15 protein-coding genes are annotated in these 16,253 nt (G+C 50.4%); 9 read left to right on the forward strand and 6 right to left on the reverse strand.

Going from position 1 to position 16,253, the window contains the following annotated elements; all coding sequences use genetic code 11:
* Positions 1-84: 84 nt before the first annotated feature.
* Positions 85-1,041, reverse strand: coding sequence for a M23 family metallopeptidase (locus ACPAOP_RS04620; RefSeq protein ID WP_423709482.1), 957 nt, complete (start codon positions 1,039-1,041; stop codon positions 85-87).
* A gap of 70 nt (positions 1,042-1,111) precedes the next feature.
* Between ACPAOP_RS04620 and ACPAOP_RS04625 the strand changes: the two genes are divergently transcribed.
* Complete coding sequence (locus tag ACPAOP_RS04625) at positions 1,112-1,627, forward strand: DciA family protein (protein ID WP_423709483.1); 516 nt, start codon at positions 1,112-1,114, stop codon at positions 1,625-1,627.
* 22 nt (positions 1,628-1,649) lie between these two features.
* On the opposite strand, the gene ACPAOP_RS04630 is transcribed toward ACPAOP_RS04625, so the two are convergent.
* Complete coding sequence (locus ACPAOP_RS04630; protein WP_423681478.1) at positions 1,650-2,201, reverse strand: cob(I)yrinic acid a,c-diamide adenosyltransferase; 552 nt, start codon at positions 2,199-2,201, stop codon at positions 1,650-1,652.
* A 303-nt stretch (positions 2,202-2,504) separates the two neighbouring features.
* On the opposite strand from ACPAOP_RS04630, the gene ACPAOP_RS04635 reads away from it, so the two are divergent.
* Positions 2,505-3,389: a LysR substrate-binding domain-containing protein gene (locus ACPAOP_RS04635; RefSeq protein WP_423709484.1), complete on the forward strand. Its 885-nt coding sequence runs from the start codon at positions 2,505-2,507 to the stop codon at positions 3,387-3,389.
* Here ACPAOP_RS04635 and ACPAOP_RS04640 read toward each other — a convergent pair.
* The 4 genes from ACPAOP_RS04640 to ACPAOP_RS04655 all read right to left on the reverse strand — a co-directional run bounded on the left by ACPAOP_RS04640 (position 3,379) and on the right by ACPAOP_RS04655 (position 9,629).
* Complete coding sequence (locus ACPAOP_RS04640) at positions 3,379-5,733, reverse strand: putative bifunctional diguanylate cyclase/phosphodiesterase (RefSeq protein WP_423709485.1); 2,355 nt, start codon at positions 5,731-5,733, stop codon at positions 3,379-3,381. The two genes, ACPAOP_RS04635 and ACPAOP_RS04640, sit on opposite strands and share 11 nt — an antisense overlap.
* Before the next feature lie 625 nt (positions 5,734-6,358).
* Positions 6,359-7,021, reverse strand: a complete 663-nt coding sequence (locus ACPAOP_RS04645) for a DsbA family protein (protein ID WP_423709486.1) — start codon at positions 7,019-7,021, stop codon at positions 6,359-6,361.
* Between the two features lie 53 nt (positions 7,022-7,074).
* Positions 7,075-8,196, reverse strand: a complete 1,122-nt coding sequence (locus ACPAOP_RS04650; RefSeq protein ID WP_423681483.1) for an anhydro-N-acetylmuramic acid kinase — start codon at positions 8,194-8,196, stop codon at positions 7,075-7,077.
* Between the two features lie 62 nt (positions 8,197-8,258).
* Positions 8,259-9,629 carry a peptidoglycan DD-metalloendopeptidase family protein gene (locus tag ACPAOP_RS04655; RefSeq protein ID WP_423681484.1) on the reverse strand — a complete coding sequence of 457 codons (1,371 nt, stop codon included), beginning with the start codon at positions 9,627-9,629 and terminating at the stop codon, positions 8,259-8,261.
* Positions 9,630-9,867: 238 nt separating this feature from the next.
* On the opposite strand from ACPAOP_RS04655, the gene tyrS reads away from it, so the two are divergent.
* The 7 genes from tyrS to ruvC all read left to right on the forward strand — a co-directional run bounded on the left by tyrS (position 9,868) and on the right by ruvC (position 16,092).
* Positions 9,868-11,136: a tyrosine--tRNA ligase gene (gene tyrS, locus ACPAOP_RS04660; RefSeq protein ID WP_423681485.1), complete on the forward strand. Its 1,269-nt coding sequence runs from the start codon at positions 9,868-9,870 to the stop codon at positions 11,134-11,136.
* Complete coding sequence (gene dtd, locus ACPAOP_RS04665; RefSeq protein ID WP_423709487.1) at positions 11,133-11,582, forward strand: D-aminoacyl-tRNA deacylase; 450 nt, start codon at positions 11,133-11,135, stop codon at positions 11,580-11,582. Before tyrS ends, dtd begins: the two co-directional genes overlap by 4 nt.
* A 28-nt stretch (positions 11,583-11,610) precedes the next feature.
* The gene (locus ACPAOP_RS04670) at positions 11,611-12,291 is read left to right on the forward strand and encodes a histidine phosphatase family protein (protein WP_423709488.1); all 681 of its coding nucleotides are present in this window, start codon (positions 11,611-11,613) and stop codon (positions 12,289-12,291) included.
* A 265-nt stretch (positions 12,292-12,556) separates the two neighbouring features.
* Positions 12,557-13,567 carry a tRNA dihydrouridine synthase DusB gene (dusB, locus tag ACPAOP_RS04675; protein ID WP_423709489.1) on the forward strand — a complete coding sequence of 337 codons (1,011 nt, stop codon included), beginning with the start codon at positions 12,557-12,559 and terminating at the stop codon, positions 13,565-13,567.
* Between the two features lie 96 nt (positions 13,568-13,663).
* On the forward strand, positions 13,664-13,897 hold the full coding sequence (locus tag ACPAOP_RS04680; protein WP_110258221.1) for a helix-turn-helix domain-containing protein: 234 nt from the start codon (positions 13,664-13,666) through the stop codon (positions 13,895-13,897).
* Between the two features lie 51 nt (positions 13,898-13,948).
* The gene (gene purH / locus ACPAOP_RS04685) at positions 13,949-15,514 is read left to right on the forward strand and encodes a bifunctional phosphoribosylaminoimidazolecarboxamide formyltransferase/IMP cyclohydrolase (protein ID WP_423709490.1); all 1,566 of its coding nucleotides are present in this window, start codon (positions 13,949-13,951) and stop codon (positions 15,512-15,514) included.
* A 35-nt stretch (positions 15,515-15,549) separates the two neighbouring features.
* Positions 15,550-16,092, forward strand: a complete 543-nt coding sequence (ruvC, locus tag ACPAOP_RS04690; RefSeq protein WP_423709491.1) for a crossover junction endodeoxyribonuclease RuvC — start codon at positions 15,550-15,552, stop codon at positions 16,090-16,092.
* Positions 16,093-16,253: the final 161 nt, after the last annotated feature.

Below are 16,253 nucleotides of genomic sequence, written 5' to 3' on the forward strand. Positions count from 1 at the left end.
ACGCGGGAACGGCTTGACCAGCAAATCACTGCTGAAACCTTGACGCATTGGTACGAGTTGGTGGCTATTTGGACAAACTCAAGCCTATTTTTGGTTCAAAGCAGAGAGACTGGCCTGATTGGCTCCGGCCGACAGGAATTTATGCGGATTTTGCGGCACATCCTTGACCCGCACCTCAAAATGCAGATGGGCGCCGGTTGAGCGACCGGTCGAGCCAATATCGGCAATATGCTGTCCGCGTTTGACGATATCGCCGAGTTTCACATAAATTCTGGAGGTATGCGCATAACGGGTAATCAGCTCACCGCCGTGATCAATTTCCAGCATATTGCCGAACTGCGGATGATATTCAGCGGCAATCACCACGCCACCAGCGGCAGCCTGAATCGGTGTTCCGGTCGGTGCTGAAAAATCGATACCCTCGTGAAACGCACTACGCCCGGTGAACGGATCAAGACGCCAGCCAAATCCGGAGGCGTTATATGCCACATTCACAGGCTGTATCGTCGGCAACATTTTTGACTGTATCTTGAAACCCATCAGCTTCGTCTCGATGACGTTCATGTAGTCGGAACGATGTTCAACGTCCTTCTCCAGGGCGTCCAGCGCTGCCTGAAACTCTTCCATGTTCAGCTCGTGTGACGGTACACTGGAAATTTCAGGACCACCGCGCGCTGGCAACTCCTTGAAATTGAATTCTTCAGGCTTGACACCGGCCAGACCTTGCACACGCTCACCCAGGGCGTCGAGCCGTATCAGCTGCGCCTGCATTTCGCCCAGCTTAACCGCCATTGCCGCCAGATTTTCTTTGACATAGCGGTCTTTCGCACTCGGATCATTGGGCAGTGCGACGCTGGCCGGCAGGATATGTCGTAACAGTGGTAAATCAGCGCTCGCCAGACGGAATGTGAGTGCCGCCATCAGCGCACTACACATGATCGTGATGAGCAGAAAACCCAGTACCGCCAGCACGATATGATGTGACGACAAAGTCACCGATTTCGCCTGGGTAAAGCGGGAGTGCATTAATATAATTTGCATCAATACTACCCCTTAAAAACTCTGTGGAATGCGGCTGTAACGCCGCCCGGTTTGTGGTAATGTGCTGCCCATGTCAACACCATTCACACCATCGCGACCTCCGTACCGGATCAATATCAAGCGCGGACGCCCGCTAACGGGTGCTACCGGCGCTGGTGATTTTTTACGTAGCAACGATAAAATTGCACCACTGTTACCGACAATACAACGTCACTTGTCGCTGCAAAAAGATTGTGCGGCGATTTTGCCACCGATATTTGATACCTGTGAAGTCATGCAACTGGCAGATGGTCTGCTAACGCTGTCTGCACCAAATGCAGCACTGGCAACCAAACTGAAACAACAATGCCCGAAATTGCTGGCCAGCCTGCAAGAGCGGGGCTGGCAGATTAACGCAGTCCGCATCAAAGTACAAGTCAGGCGAGTCGTAGAAAAAGCGCCTCCTGTAAAACAACTTGTACTCCCGGGAAAAGCCCTGCAGGCATTCAGCACACTGGAACGGAATCTGGAAAACTCCTCCCGGAACACGGATTTGCTGACAGCATTATCGCGTCTGTTAGAACGCCATCAACAGACGAAAAAATAACGCTGCCCCGCTGTAACTGCAATCAGCGCTCGCGTTCTTTTTCCCACAGAACATCGCTGCCGCCATCAACCCGGTTCAAAACCCGCGATAAAACAAACAGCAGATCAGACAGACGATTCATGTACTGGCGCGGGTGATCATTGATGGGTTCGCTTTTACCCACACTGACAATCGCCCGCTCAGCCCGGCGACAGACAGTGCGACACACATGCGCCAGCGCCGCAGGCCGGTTTCCTCCGGGCAGAATGAAATCCCGTAACGGTGGTAAATCAGCGTTATATTTTTCCAGCAATGCATCCAGACGCGCGACCTGAGCCTCAGTAATCAGGCTGTAGCCCGGAATACACAACTCACCGCCCATATCAAATAGATCATGCTGGATAGAGATCAGCTCATGCCGTAACTGCGGCGATAAGTTTTCACACAACAAGACGCCGATATGTGAATTCAGTTCATCCACATCGCCCATCGCGTGCACGCGCAAGGCATCTTTATCGACACGGCTGCCATCGCCCAGACCGGTGGTGCCGGTATCGCCGGTACGTGTCGCAATTTTTGAAAGTCGGTTACCCATAGCTCATAGAATTCGGACGGAAGTCGCAGAGCATAAGCCAAAAACGCCGGGAACGCATCATAATAGACGCCGGTAAAAATGCTGCTGATCAGCATAAAATAAAAAAAACAGTGTTATCGCAGACCAGATCCGGGTGTACTAAATAACGACAATACTGAGAGGCTTATAAGGCAGTTGTCAGAAATGCGCGTCATAATGACGAATTGGCGATCATTCGTGTCGCCTTCGCTACGCCAATAACGAGACACACTACATCCGCCCGCGACAATGAGCGCATGGAATGAAGAATCATCAGGATACAGAATGGCTACAAGATTACCTCCGGTTCACGCACTTTCCGCTTTTGAAGCGGCTGCCCGCTTTGGATCATTTGCCGTTGCAGCAGAAGAGCTGTGCATTACTCCTTCTGCGCTTTCACACCGTATACGTTTACTCGAAGAACATTTATGTGAGCGTGTTTTTGTCAGGGAAGGCCGTAGTGTCACACTGACCGAATTCGGTCGTCGCTATCTCGATGTCGTGCGGAATGTGCTGCGCACTTTGTCTGATTTCCCATTGCCAAACAAGGCAACACAGAATCAGATGCGCGTCAAAGTCACGGTGCCGCCGACATTTGCCCGCTATATGTTCATGCCGCGTCTGGCGGAATTCACGAATAAACATCCGGATATCGAAATTGAAGTGTATCTGTTCGTTCCCTTATACGATCTCAGTTTGTCTGAAAGTGATGTCGAGGTCCGCTTCGGCGCGGGTGAATATCCCGATCTGGTCACTAAAAAGCTGTTTATCGAACCCAGCTTTGCTGTTGCCAGCCCAGCCTATCTGAAGACGATTCCTAAGATCAGCACCCCGGCCGATTTGCGCCATGCCCGTTTGCTCCGCTCGGCGCTGGAACCCTGGCAACCATGGTTTGAAGTAGCCGGTTTAGACTGGGCTGAACCAACGCATGGATTACGCGTAGATGATCTGGGCTTATTACTCGAGGCGATTAAACATGGTCATGGTGTAGGTTTAACACGCCAGCACTTTGCGCAGGAAATGATCGATAACGGAGAAGTCATACGTTTATTTGACACGCAACTGGCAACACCGCCGCACGCTTATCATCTGGTACACGAACCGCTGCCCAGCCTGAGGCCCGAAGTAGCACTGTTCATAGACTGGATGCAGTCGGTCTTTAAGGACTAACCGTGGCTGCATCAGTCTGGCGCTGCAATGCGATCCACTCTTCTAAAGGCATGGGATGAGAAAATAAAAAACCCTGCATAGAGCCGCAACCGTTTTCGATCAGAAAATCTGCCTGCTGTGTCGTCTCCACGCCCTCGGCAACAACTTTTAAACCAAGATGCGCGGCAATCGACAAAATAGAACGAACGATTGCGGTTCCATGCAAATCGTCCGGTATGTCCTGAACAAAGCTTTTGTCAATTTTTAGTTCATACAAAGGCAGTTTTTTGAGGTAAGAAAAACTTGAATATCCAGTACCGAAATCATCAATAGAAAACCGGATACCCAGTGTATTGAGTTCCAGAATCCGCTCTATCGTTTCTTGTAAGTTGTCAATCAGCAGCCCTTCCGTTACTTCGAAAATCAGCCTTGCCGGATCAGCAGCCGTTTCCTGCAGAATCTCTTTCACTTTCCTGACAAAGTCCGGTTGTCTGAATTGCTTCGGACTGACATTGACAGATAATGCAATCGGCATTCCAGCGTCTTTCAACCGGTTCAACGACAGACAAGCTTCACGCAATAACCAGTCACCTAAACGCAAAATTAATCCGGCATCTTCGGCAACCGGAATAAACACTGCTGGTGAAATAGGGCCATGTACCGGGTGAGTCCAGCGCATTAATAATTCACCGCCGACAGGCGTTCCAAGTCGGTCAACCTGCGCCTGCATATACAGAGATAATTGCTGACTATCCAACGCCTCGCCTAACTCCCGCTCCATCGTGAGTCTCTGCTCAATCTCGTTTTGCATCCATTTTTCATAAAATGCAATCTGATTTCTTCCGCGCGCTTTTGCTCTGTACATCGCGGTATCAGCTTCGCGCAAAAGATCATCAGCAGTTTGATTTTCGCGTGGCAGCAGTGTCATCCCGATACTGCAACTGGAGTTATATAACAAGCCATCGATGTCGAATATCTCCATCATGGTTTGCTGAATTTTCTCAGTAACATGCAATGCTGCATGAGTGCCATTGACGATATCGTCAGAAATATCCACCAGCAACACAACGAACTCATCCCCCCCAATGCGGGATACGGTATCCACTTCACGCAAGGAGTTAAGCAATCGATGGGCTACTTGTTTCAGTAAGGCATCACCAACAGCATGCCCACGTGCATCATTGATATATTTAAACTTATCCAGATCAATAAACAGTACCGCGCTGACCAGACCTGTGCGTCTGGCATGCGCGAGCAAAACACCTATTCTGTCCATCAATAAGCGCCTGTTAGGCAACCCGGTGAGCGCATCAAAATACGCTAAGCGGTGTATATGTTCTTCAGCCTCTTTCTTTTCATTGATGTCGCGTGCTGTCATTACCCAGTGGGTAAGTTTGTCAGCGTCATCTACTAAAGGTACGCCATCGACTTCTACCCAGAATTCACTACCGTCGCGCTTATAACAAATCAATTCAACGTGGAAAGCGCGCACCTGCGACCATGCCAGGCGAATCTCTGCCAGTCGCTCTGCCTGGGTTCGTTGTCCAGTGATTGAATGAGGGATGCGTCCGATAACATCTTCCGCAGCGTAGCCAGTCATGCGTTCAAAGGCATCATTCACAAAAACTATCCGGAGTCGCTCCTCGTCTGAACTATCTGGCAATACACGGATAATCATGACGACTTCGTTTAAATGAGATACCGCAGCAAAAATCAGACGCAATTCCTCGTTCACTTTTTTCAATGACGACTGCTCCTGCACCAAGGTCTGGCTGCTCATTTGTAGTTGTCGCAACGATATCTCCAGACGACTCAGTAACACATTGCAGGAAATGGTCAGCACTGCACAGATAAACGAAAAATTCAGTGTCACAACGAGCCAGCGCAGAAACGTATCGGCATGAAAACTCAACAGCTGAACTTCAACGCCTCCCCAATAGCCAACCAGCAATAAAGTCAGAGAAGACAGGAGTAAAGAAAAGATCGCTTCACGCAGAGAGCAGAAAAATGAAGTCATGACCGGAAAGGCCATTAAATAGATCAAGCCAGTCACACCCACTTTCAACAAAAACCAGATCCCCAATACATAAACAAGTATCAGGAAACTCCAGGCTCTGCGGCGGAAACTTAACTGAGGCAAAAACAGCGTCGCACCAACCCAACAGAGCGCGAGGAAATCAATAACAGCGATGGACCAAAGACCCTCTGTTACTGCCAGCATAATACTGGGGATCGCCGTCACAACGCCCAGCAGCAGCACGCATAGCAAAATTACAGACAGAATTTGGAACCGCCACTCATCAGTATCACGGGCAGCGTGTTGTGACACACGGTACTTTTCAAGGAAAAATTGAAAAACAGCCACGGGATCTGTCCTTTTTCCAATCATGCGGGAGTTGATAAGTACAAGCTAAGGCAATCACTGGTCATCCAGGATGACAACAAACGGCTTGCTGAAGGTAATCTTATACTAAGGAGAAAAATTGTGAAAAATATATTTTTCGGTTAAGTGCCCATTGTCAACAGGTCAAGAAATGCCTGTTCAATCCTGAAAAACACTAGCACAGCGCCAGATACGGTCGATATTTTTGTCCTCAGCCGAGGGCATGACACAAGCCATTATTCACGGGGCAAGCGCCGATTGCACACGAATATATGCGTAATGTCATTCAGATTGACAGTGCAATCCTTCATCGCTGAGACAGATACAGCAGGCGATCGTAGAAAAGCAGCAACAGCATCAACGATGCAGTCAATCTTATTCGAGACCAATGAGAAACATGAGCCCGGCAAGTTAAATGAAGACGGGGAGATATGTGACCAGCAGAATAAGCGTGTCGTGCTGCATTACCCGCGTTGAATTGTCGGTAACAGCAATCGGGTACAAACGACTGACATTGTGTATTGAATGTGACGTCCCGACCACCACCAACCGAAACCTACACGGGATGATTTCAGGTGGGCCGAAGCCACCTGAACACGCGGCGCAATTAAAGCAGTCTGCCGTTTTTTTGTATTTCCTCAATAGCAGAAACTAGTGCGGCCCTCTTAGTAAAGCCGGATGCGATCATGTGCAGCGCGTTGTTGTGAACCAATAACAACGCGGGAAAACCGCGTATCCCCCAGCGCTGGCATTGCTCAAATTCCTGTCGCGTGTCCGCCATACACAGCGGCGAGACCAGCGTCTCATAAAAACTGGACGCATCAAAACTCTCTGCACCGTCTGTCTCATTCAGCGCACGCACCGCGATATCCGACAGAAGACGTAAATCAGTCACGTCTTTCCCTTCTGCATAAAACGCATGCTGAATCGCACGAAAAACCGATAATAACTGGACTGGACTAAGATGATCCGCCAGCATTTTAGTCGCAACAACTGTACGACATGCGGGTTCGGTATCGTATTTAAAACCAGCTTGGGTCATCCCTGTCGCCGCAAACGGCAGACCAGTGGCTTCCGCCACATGCTTCCAGTGACCGCGTATGGTTTGCCGTTGCTCCTCGCTCATGACCTCCTGGTTATAGGCACGCAAACCTCCGACGATGATATCCAGATTCGCATCAGGCATCATTTCCAGTAAGGCTTGCAACTCCGGGCCAAAACCGTAGCACCAAGAACACATAGGGTCAGCGACATAAATCAGTTGAATCATGCGATCTCTCTTTTCGTAGCGAGAAAAATTAAACGGGTCGGAGCGTACGCAAATTATGCGGGATAAAGAGCACCAAGAATACGCGGCCCTCGGGCGCCAGTGACTTCAGGTAAATTACCAGGACGACGCAGACAGAATTGTTGTGCCAGCCAGGCGAATGCCATCGCCTCTACTTGCTCCGGTGCGACACCGAGCGCATCTGTCGTGCATACCAGCGCAGACGATCCAGCCTCAGATAAGAATGTCTGTAACATCAGCATCAGACGGCGATTAAATGCACCGCCCCCACAAACATAGACAGCCTTTGCCTGCTGTCCGCCGTAACGACAAATCGCCTGCGCCAGACTCATCGCGGTAAAGGCGCATAATGTCGTCTGTACGTCAACCGCAGCCACCGCTTCAAATCCCTGTAATTGCTGCTGCAGCCATACTGCGTGAAAGAGATCACGCCCGGTGCTCTTGGGTGGGGCCAGCTGTAAATAAGCCTCGGCCATGAGCTTCCCGAGCAAGGCTGAATTGACGCTACCTTGCGATGCCCAGGCTCCGTCAGCATCATAATTTTTTCCCAGATGCTGATGTATCCAGTAATCCATCAGCACGTTGCCCGGACCGGTATCAAAACCGGTCGTACTGCCATCCGCAGCGAGAATACTGATATTGCTGATGCCACCGATATTAGCAACGACTCTGCATTCATTGTCGGCCGCAAATACGGCACGATGAAATGCCGGTACCAACGGTGCGCCTTGTCCGCCAGCAGCAATATCACGGCTGCGGAAATCGGCAATCACATCAATGCCGGTTAATTCTGCCAGCAACGAAGGATTATTCGTCTGACGGGTGTAGCCCAGTTCTGGCCGGTGCCGTATCGTTTGTCCGTGCACACCGATAGCCCGCACCTCCTTGAGTGTATGCTGACCGGACAAACTGTGAACACAATCCGCATAAGTCTGAGCCAGCGTATTCGCGAGCACGGCCTCATGATGTAGTTCGTCGTCACCGGAGCTCTGCAGCAGCATCGCCTGCCGTCTTACTTCTGGCGGGAACGGAAGGTAGGCACTGGCTAACAGTTCAACAGGTGTTTCCGGTGTTTCCGGCAAGCGCACGAGCACCCCATCCACACCATCAAGACTGGTACCAGACATCAGGCCGATATACAAAGAATTGTTACGCATAGTCACGCGACCAAAATGAAAAAGGCCGAACGCAGTGTTCGGCCTGAATTAAGCTGCTTGCTTTAACGGGATGCCAGTTTCATCGTTTCCGCTAAACGTTCAGGGCGCAGCAGATTAAAACGGTGATGCATTTCAGCCGCAATCGCCTTGAATCGCGGCATATCGTTTCCGGCCAGTGGCGGCGCCTCAGGCAAACTGACTGTCATAGGATCACGAGCCTCATTATTCACACGGAATTCGTAATGCAGATGGGCTCCGGTGGACCAGCCTGTCGATCCGACATAGCCAATAACTTCACCCTGACTGACACGGCTGCCTTTATGCAGGCCAGCCGCAAACCGGCTCATGTGCGCATAGGCCGTGCTGTAATTCGAGTGATGTTTCACCACAACCAGATTGCCGTAGCCACCGCTCGGACCTACAGATTCAACCACACCATCTGCAGTCGCACGAATAGGTGTGCCTGTCACTGCCGCGAAATCCACGCCTTTATGCGCTTTCCACTGTCCTGAAATCGGATGCACGCGCATCGCGAAGCCGGAAGAAATACGGGTGAACTCCAGCGGCGACTTTAGGAAAGATTTTTTGAGAGACTTACCATCAAATGTGTAATAGCCGCCCTGACCGCCAGCTTCATCAAACCACACCGATTGGTAAGTTTTTCCGGCATTAGTGAATTCACCGGCGAGCACACGGCCGGTTTTCACGAGCTGACCGTTTTGCCAGAAACTTTCATAGACCACATTGAACTGATCGCCGCGTTGCAGCTTGCGAAAATCAATATTCGTTTCAAACATACTGACAATCTGGGACGCCACATTATCAGCAATATTCGCTTCATCTGTCGCGGCGAACAGCGAGGAAACGATATTGCCGGAAGTCATTTCAACGCGACGCTCCAGCACTGCAGGGGCGTCGGTAGCGACGAAGTGTCCGGAAGCATCACGCTTGATTTCGATGTTCCTGGCTGGCTTGTCGGTACCATCCACCACCGTAGTCTGCAACCACTCGAGCTGACCGTCTTCATTGGTTTTGACGCGGACGGATTTGTCGGTGCGCAACTGCAACAAGCTGCGCGCCACATTATCCGTTTTGATAAAAGTGTTCGCGTCAGCGTCATCCACGCCCAGGCGCAACAACAAGCCGCTGAGAGTATCACCACGACGGACGATTTCTTCGCGAACATATTGCTGATCAGCATTGGTCAGCGCAGCGACCTGTTCGTCCAGACTGGGTAAAGGCAATTCTTTGGTAATTTTTTTGACCGGTAAATCTGCGGCATCCGGTGCCAGCGGCGCAACGGCAGTCGCTCCCACAGCACAGACAGCGAAGAATAAAGCGGTAACGGAAACAATACGTGAAACGCGGGTGGAACCTAACAACAGTCTGGAGCTGCCGGTAGCCACACGAAGTAATTTATCTGATGGTCGCATGCAATAAGTTAAAATTGACTGTTTTTATCGAAAATTCGGGGGTCGTTGCGGCGATAACTTTCTGAGCGAAAAACGCTCGAAGAACGTGACCGGCGACAAACCAAGGCTGGATTATAAAGCAAGAAAACTTGATTCCAGCAAAATTAAACTAACGCCCAGAATCTGGCAAAACGCTGATTATTGATTCAGAATGAGAACCCTGACCAGCGATGTTACAAAAAATCTCGTTTAAATACCTATGACTTCTGCACACAATTCCAACTCCAGTTCCAGCCTGATTACGCCAGCCAAAGCCTTACCCTTGTCCGATGCAGTGCAACATGCCCTTGCAGTGACCAAACGCGGTGTTGACGAATTGCTTATCGAAAGCGAATTTGCACAAAAACTCGCCCGCAGTGAACAGACTGGCAAACCTCTGCGCATCAAACTGGGTCTGGACCCGACTGCACCAGATTTGCATCTTGGTCATACGGTTGTTCTGAATAAATTACGTCAGCTGCAAGATCTGGGCCATCAGGTCATCTTCCTGATCGGCGACTTCACATCGATGATCGGCGACCCTTCCGGACGCAATATCACCCGTCCGCCACTGACTCGCGAGCAGATCGAGGAAAACGCCAAGACCTACTTCCGGCAAGCGAGTCTGGTACTGGACGCGGCGAAAACTGAAATCCGCTACAACTCCGAATGGTGCGACCCGCTGGGTGCGCGTGGCATGATTCAGTTGTCATCGAAATATACGGTCGCCCGCATGATGGAGCGCGATGATTTCACAAAACGCTTCAAAGCCGGCACCCCGATTTCTATCCATGAGTTTCTGTACCCGCTGATGCAAGGCTATGACTCCGTCGCATTACATGCCGATCTGGAACTCGGTGGCACGGATCAGAAATTCAATTTACTGGTCGGACGCGAACTGCAAAAAGACTACGGTCAGGAGCCGCAATGCATACTGACCATGCCGCTGCTGGAAGGTCTGGACGGCGTTGAAAAGATGTCGAAATCGAAAAACAACTATATCGCCATCACTGAGCCGGCAAATAACATGTTCGCCAAGATTATGAGTATTTCCGACGAAATGATGTGGAAGTACTACGATCTGCTTTCATTCTGCTCTATTGAGCAAATTGCGGCCTACAAAAAAGCCGTCGCCGATGGTCAGAATCCGCGCGATATCAAGGTTGCGCTGGCACAGGAAATCGTCGCCCGCTTCCACAATAAACAAGCTGGTGAAGATGCGCTGACCGATTTCGTGAACCGTTCCAAAGGCGGTATACCGGACGACATACCGGAAGTCAGTCTGAGCGGTGCACCGGTCGGTATTGCACAGCTGTTGAAACAGGCGAATCTGTGTACCTCGACTTCTGAAGCGATGCGCATGATAGAGCAAGGCGGTGTACGTATTGACGGAGCCGTTCTCAGTGACAAAGGTCTGAAAGTGGACGCAGGTACTTTCGTACTGCAAGTTGGAAAACGGAAATTTGCCCGCGTGACCTTATCAGCATGATCGCACTATTGCAACGCGTCAGCCATGCCAGTGTCGTCGTCGATGGTGAAACCACCGGCGCGATCAGCGCAGGCTTAATGGTATTGGTCTGCGCAGAACGTGGCGATACTGAAAGCGAGGCAGATGCCTTACTCAGTAAGCTGCTGAGCTATCGCGTGTTCAGTGATGACGCAGGAAAAATGAACCTCAGCATCACAGATACGCAAGGTGGCTTATTGCTTGTACCGCAATTCACGCTGGCGGCCAATACCAATTCCGGTACCCGCCCTTCGTTCACGCCAGCAGCGCCGCCGGAAGTCGCGCGTCATTTATTCGACTATTTTGTGCGTCAGGCAAAACATAAACACAGTCGCGTCGAGACCGGACGTTTTGGTGCCGATATGAAAGTTTCATTGACGAATGATGGCCCGGTGACATTCTGGCTGGAAACAAAAAAAACAAGCTGATGAACACACTGCCCCTACTGCGGCACGCATGCCATTATCCATCAATCAGATGACTGAAATCCTCCTTATCCGCCACGGTGAAACAGCCTGGAACGCCATTAAACGCTTACAGGGTCACCTTGATATTCCATTGAATGCACAAGGAACGCAGCAGGCAAAAGCGCTGGCGTGGTCGCTGCAGAACGAAAAGCTTGATGCCATCATTGCCAGTGATTTGCAACGTGCAGTGCAGACTGCTGGTGAAATCGCACGTCTGCAAGGTATCAGCACCCGCATCGATGCCGGCTTACGCGAACGTTGTTATGGTGGCTTTGAAGGACTGCTCTACAGCGAGATTCCGCATGTTTTTCCGGAAGCCTATGCGGCCTGGAAGTCACATGATCCTGATGCGGAATTTCCACCGGGTGAAAATCAAGGTGAGACGACACGCCAATTTCACCAACGCATCATCGACCATATTGAGTACTACGCCAAACAATTCGAAGAGAAAAAAATCGCCCTCGTCGCCCACGGTGGTGTACTCGAATGCGCGTATCGTGCCGCTAAAGGATTGTCGCTGAATGCGCCACGCGAAGTCACCATTTTCAATGCCAGCATCAACCGCTTTGAGTTCAGAGACAATACCTTGCACCTGATCCAATGGGGAGATGTTGCTCATCTCGATACCGATGCCATGGATGATATTAACCAAAGCGATAAAGCATCTTGAACTTATCGATACCACAGGTCGCATTGACGTAAGCACCGGATCAATGCGGCGCCAGGCACGCGGCATAGGGTGCGATTTTCAGCGCAACAAAATACGACTACGAGTCAGCATTAACTGACTTTCAAAATTTAGAAAAACAAGTCTAAAGCTATCAAGGTCACGGTCTGATTGAAATAAATATTCCTTCAGATTGCAGCGGTTTTGCTAATTATTTAGGCAGGTTTCAGGTAGAATAACGCTTCTTCAAATTCCCTCCCACCTCATCGTGCAAATTGGTTCCTACATCTTGCGTAACAATATTTTTGTGGCTCCCATGGCTGGTGTCACCGACAGACCTTTCCGTCAGTTATGCAAAGAACTTGGTGCAGGTTATGCCGTTTCGGAAATGGCGGCATCGAATCCGAAATTATGGGAAACCGAAAAATCGACCCGGCGCACTAACCATGTCGGAGAGATGGAACCCAAGGCGGTACAGATAGCCGGTGCTGATCCGCAAATGCTTGCGGATTGCGCAAAATACAATGTGGATAAAGGCGCTCAGATTATCGACATCAATATGGGTTGTCCGGTCAAGAAAGTATGTAATGCCTGGTGTGGCTCAGCTCTGCTGCAACACGAAGCTCTTGTCGGCGAAATTCTCGATGCTGTGGTCGGGGCGGTTGATGTACCTGTCACACTGAAATTCCGCACGGGCTGGGACAGAGCAAATAAAAATGCGCTGACCATCGCCCGCATGGCGGAATCTGCTGGCATACAAATGCTGACCTTGCATGGTCGCACAAGGGCTGACGGCTACAAAGGGGATGCCGAATACGACACCATTGCTGCCGTTAAAGCGGCGGTGAAGATTCCAGTAGTTGCGAATGGCGACATCACAACACCGGAGAAAGCTAAATACGTATTAGAGGTCACAGGTGCGGATGCGATCATGATAGGGCGTGCAGCACAAGGGCGGCCCTGGATCTTTCGTGAAATCGAACATTACCTTGCAACTGGCGAACACTTACCACCGCCGTTGATCAGCGAAGTACGGTACCTGATGGATAACCACCTGAAGGCACATTATGAGTTTTACGGTGAGTATCTTGGCGTCAGGACTGCGCGCAAGCACATAGGCTGGTATGTTCAGGACCTCGTCAACGGTGAAGAATTCCGGCAACAAATGAATTTACTCACTTCATGCGAAGAACAACTTGATGCAGTCAGTCAATTTTTTGATCGCATGGCGGGGGAACGGTTACAATACCGCCCCTTTGAAGAAAAACTAGCGGCGTAAAACAAACGATATTTGTAACGCGACCGCATAACATCAGCGCCTAGAGCATTTAAATATAAGCGCCGACCGGCATAACCGAACAGTGACAAAAACAGCATGAGCAAAGATAGCATTCAGGACGCCGTCCATAAAAATCTGGAAAAATATTTCCGCGATCTGGGCGAACAACCCGCCTCCAATATTTATGACATGGTTGTATTGGCAGTAGAAAAACCTATGCTGGAAATGGTGATGACACGCGCCTCCAGCAACCAATCACAGGCAGCAGACATGCTCGGCATTAACCGCAATACCTTGCGCAAGAAATTGCAGCAGCACGGTTTGCTGTAATTATTTGCCGCCAGCGCCTGACACCGATTTCCTTACTCATTTATCATCATCATGATCAAACAAGCTCTTATCTCCGTCTCCGACAAGACTGGTGTGCTCGAATTTGCACGTGAATTGTCTGCACTCGGTGTCAAGTTGCTCTCCACTGGCGGTACCGCTAAATTATTGGCCGATAATGGCCTCGCTGTAACCGAAGTGGCGGACTATACAGGCTTTCCGGAAATGCTCGACGGACGTGTGAAAACACTGCACCCTAAGGTACACGGCGGCATTCTGGCACGCCGCGATTTTCCTGAACATGTAGCAGCACTTGAGCAGCACAGCATTCCGACGATAGACATGGTCGTCGTGAATCTGTATCCGTTCCAGCAAACGGTTGTCAAAGCAGAATGTTCGCTCGAAGATGCGATTGAGAACATCGATATCGGCGGTCCGACCATGTTGCGCTCATCGGCAAAAAATCATAAAGACGTGACCGTGATTGTTGACCCCAGCGATTACGCCGTGGTTCTCGCTGAAATGAAGGCGAATAACAATGTCGTCAGCTATGACACCAAGTTCACGCTGGCAAAAAAAGTCTTTGCGCATACCGCACAATATGACGGTGCTATCACTAACTATCTGACCAGCCTCGGTGAAGATAAAGCACACACAACCCGCAGTGCATATCCGCAAACACTGAATCTGCATTTCGACAAAGTGCAGGAAATGCGTTACGGCGAAAACCCACATCAGTCCGCGGCTTTCTATCGTGATTTGAAAACAGTGGATGGCGCACTCGCCAACTACAAACAATTGCAAGGCAAAGAACTGTCTTACAACAATATCGCTGACTCAGATGCTGCATGGGAATGCGTTAAGTCGTTCCAAGAATCCGCTTGCGTCATCGTTAAGCATGCGAATCCTTGCGGCGTAGCGGTAGCCCCGACACCATTTGAGGCATACAGCAAAGCATTGCAAACGGATCCGACATCCGCCTTCGGTGGCATCATTGCATTCAACCGTGAACTCGATGGCAAAGCAGCAGAAATCGTCGCTAAACAATTCGTTGAAGTGTTGATCGCACCATCTTTCACCGCAGAAGCTAAAGCCATTTTTGCAGCAAAACAAAACGTACGTTTGTTGGAAATTTCCTTGGGCAACGAAGTCAATCAATACGACGTCAAACGTGTTGGTGGTGGCTTGCTGGTACAAGCGCCTGATGCGAAAAACGTTTTGCAGGAAGAATTACGCGTTGTCTCAAAACTGCAGCCAACACCACAACAAATGGCAGACATGATGTTTGCATGGCGTGTCGCGAAATACGTGAAATCGAATGCGATCGTCTTCTGTGGCAACGGCATGACACTGGGTGTCGGTGCAGGTCAGATGAGCCGTATTGATTCTGCGCGTATCGCCTCGATCAAAGCACAAAACGCAGGGCTGTCTCTGGCTGGTTCCGCGGTTGCATCCGACGCATTTTTCCCGTTCCGTGACGGTCTGGATGTAGTGGTTGATGCCGGAGCGACTTGCGTGATTCATCCAGGTGGCTCCATGCGCGATCAGGAAGTTATTGATGCGGCAGATGAACGCGGGGTGGTGATGGTCTATACTGGCACACGTCACTTCCGTCATTAATCATTCGCCTTGCTCTTTTGCGGGGCAAGGCATACATGAAGATTTTAGGTATCGACCCCGGATTACGGACTACTGGATTCGGGGTTATTCATAAGCAGGGACAGAAGCTCACTTACGTGGCGTCTGGCACCATCAAAACGGTCGAAGGTTCATTACCTGAGCGGCTGAAAACCATCCTTTCCGGTGTTGCCGAAATTGTCCGCACTTATCAACCGGATTGTGCGGCGATAGAGAAAGTCTTCGTCAACGTCAATCCCCAATCCACCTTATTGCTAGGACAGGCACGTGGTGCCGCCATCTGCGCTTTGGTCGCCGCCGATCTGACGGTCGCTGAATACACCGCGCTGCAAGTCAAGCAAGGCATTGTCGGCCAGGGACGCGCCAGTAAAGAGCAAGTGCAGGATATGGTGCAACGTTTGTTAATGTTATCCGGCACACCCAGCCCGGATGCAGCGGATGCGCTAGGCGTAGCGATTTGCCATGCCCACAGCGGTGAAGCACTGGCAACACTAAGTGCAATCGCTCCAGAACTGGCAAAAAAAGGTTTGCGCGTGAAAGCGGGCAGGTTGATAGGCTGAACAGGTATCAGAAATACACCGCCGAACACGACTTAACATTGATGCGCCTTTGCAAAGCCTCTCCCCCCGAAACCCATATAAAATCTGCGGCATCTGTTTCTGTGCCTGTTGCGCCTTCATGCAGACAAACAGGAAAGCAACAGCAATCCTGAGCAGCAGAA

The sequence above is a fragment of the Undibacterium sp. WLX3042 genome, assembly GCF_049544825.1.
Taxonomy (GTDB): Bacteria; Pseudomonadota; Gammaproteobacteria; order Burkholderiales; family Burkholderiaceae_D; genus Undibacterium.

Coding starts and splice junctions, on each gene's coding strand:
- ACPAOP_RS04635 (WP_423709484.1), top strand. CDS start 2,505: ATGGCTACAAGATTACCTCCGGTTCACGCACTTTCCGCTTTTGAAGCG.
- ACPAOP_RS04625 (WP_423709483.1), top strand. CDS start 1,112: ATGTCAACACCATTCACACCATCGCGACCTCCGTACCGGATCAATATC.
- ACPAOP_RS04620 (WP_423709482.1), bottom strand. CDS start 1,041: ATGCAAATTATATTAATGCACTCCCGCTTTACCCAGGCGAAATCGGTG.
- purH (WP_423709490.1), top strand. CDS start 13,949: ATGATCAAACAAGCTCTTATCTCCGTCTCCGACAAGACTGGTGTGCTC.
- ACPAOP_RS04655 (WP_423681484.1), bottom strand. CDS start 9,629: ATGCGACCATCAGATAAATTACTTCGTGTGGCTACCGGCAGCTCCAGA.
- ACPAOP_RS04670 (WP_423709488.1), top strand. CDS start 11,611: ATGCCATTATCCATCAATCAGATGACTGAAATCCTCCTTATCCGCCAC.
- ACPAOP_RS04650 (WP_423681483.1), bottom strand. CDS start 8,196: ATGCGTAACAATTCTTTGTATATCGGCCTGATGTCTGGTACCAGTCTT.
- ACPAOP_RS04680 (WP_110258221.1), top strand. CDS start 13,664: ATGAGCAAAGATAGCATTCAGGACGCCGTCCATAAAAATCTGGAAAAA.
- dtd (WP_423709487.1), top strand. CDS start 11,133: ATGATCGCACTATTGCAACGCGTCAGCCATGCCAGTGTCGTCGTCGAT.
- ACPAOP_RS04630 (WP_423681478.1), bottom strand. CDS start 2,201: ATGGGTAACCGACTTTCAAAAATTGCGACACGTACCGGCGATACCGGC.
- ACPAOP_RS04645 (WP_423709486.1), bottom strand. CDS start 7,021: ATGATTCAACTGATTTATGTCGCTGACCCTATGTGTTCTTGGTGCTAC.
- tyrS (WP_423681485.1), top strand. CDS start 9,868: ATGACTTCTGCACACAATTCCAACTCCAGTTCCAGCCTGATTACGCCA.
- ruvC (WP_423709491.1), top strand. CDS start 15,550: ATGAAGATTTTAGGTATCGACCCCGGATTACGGACTACTGGATTCGGG.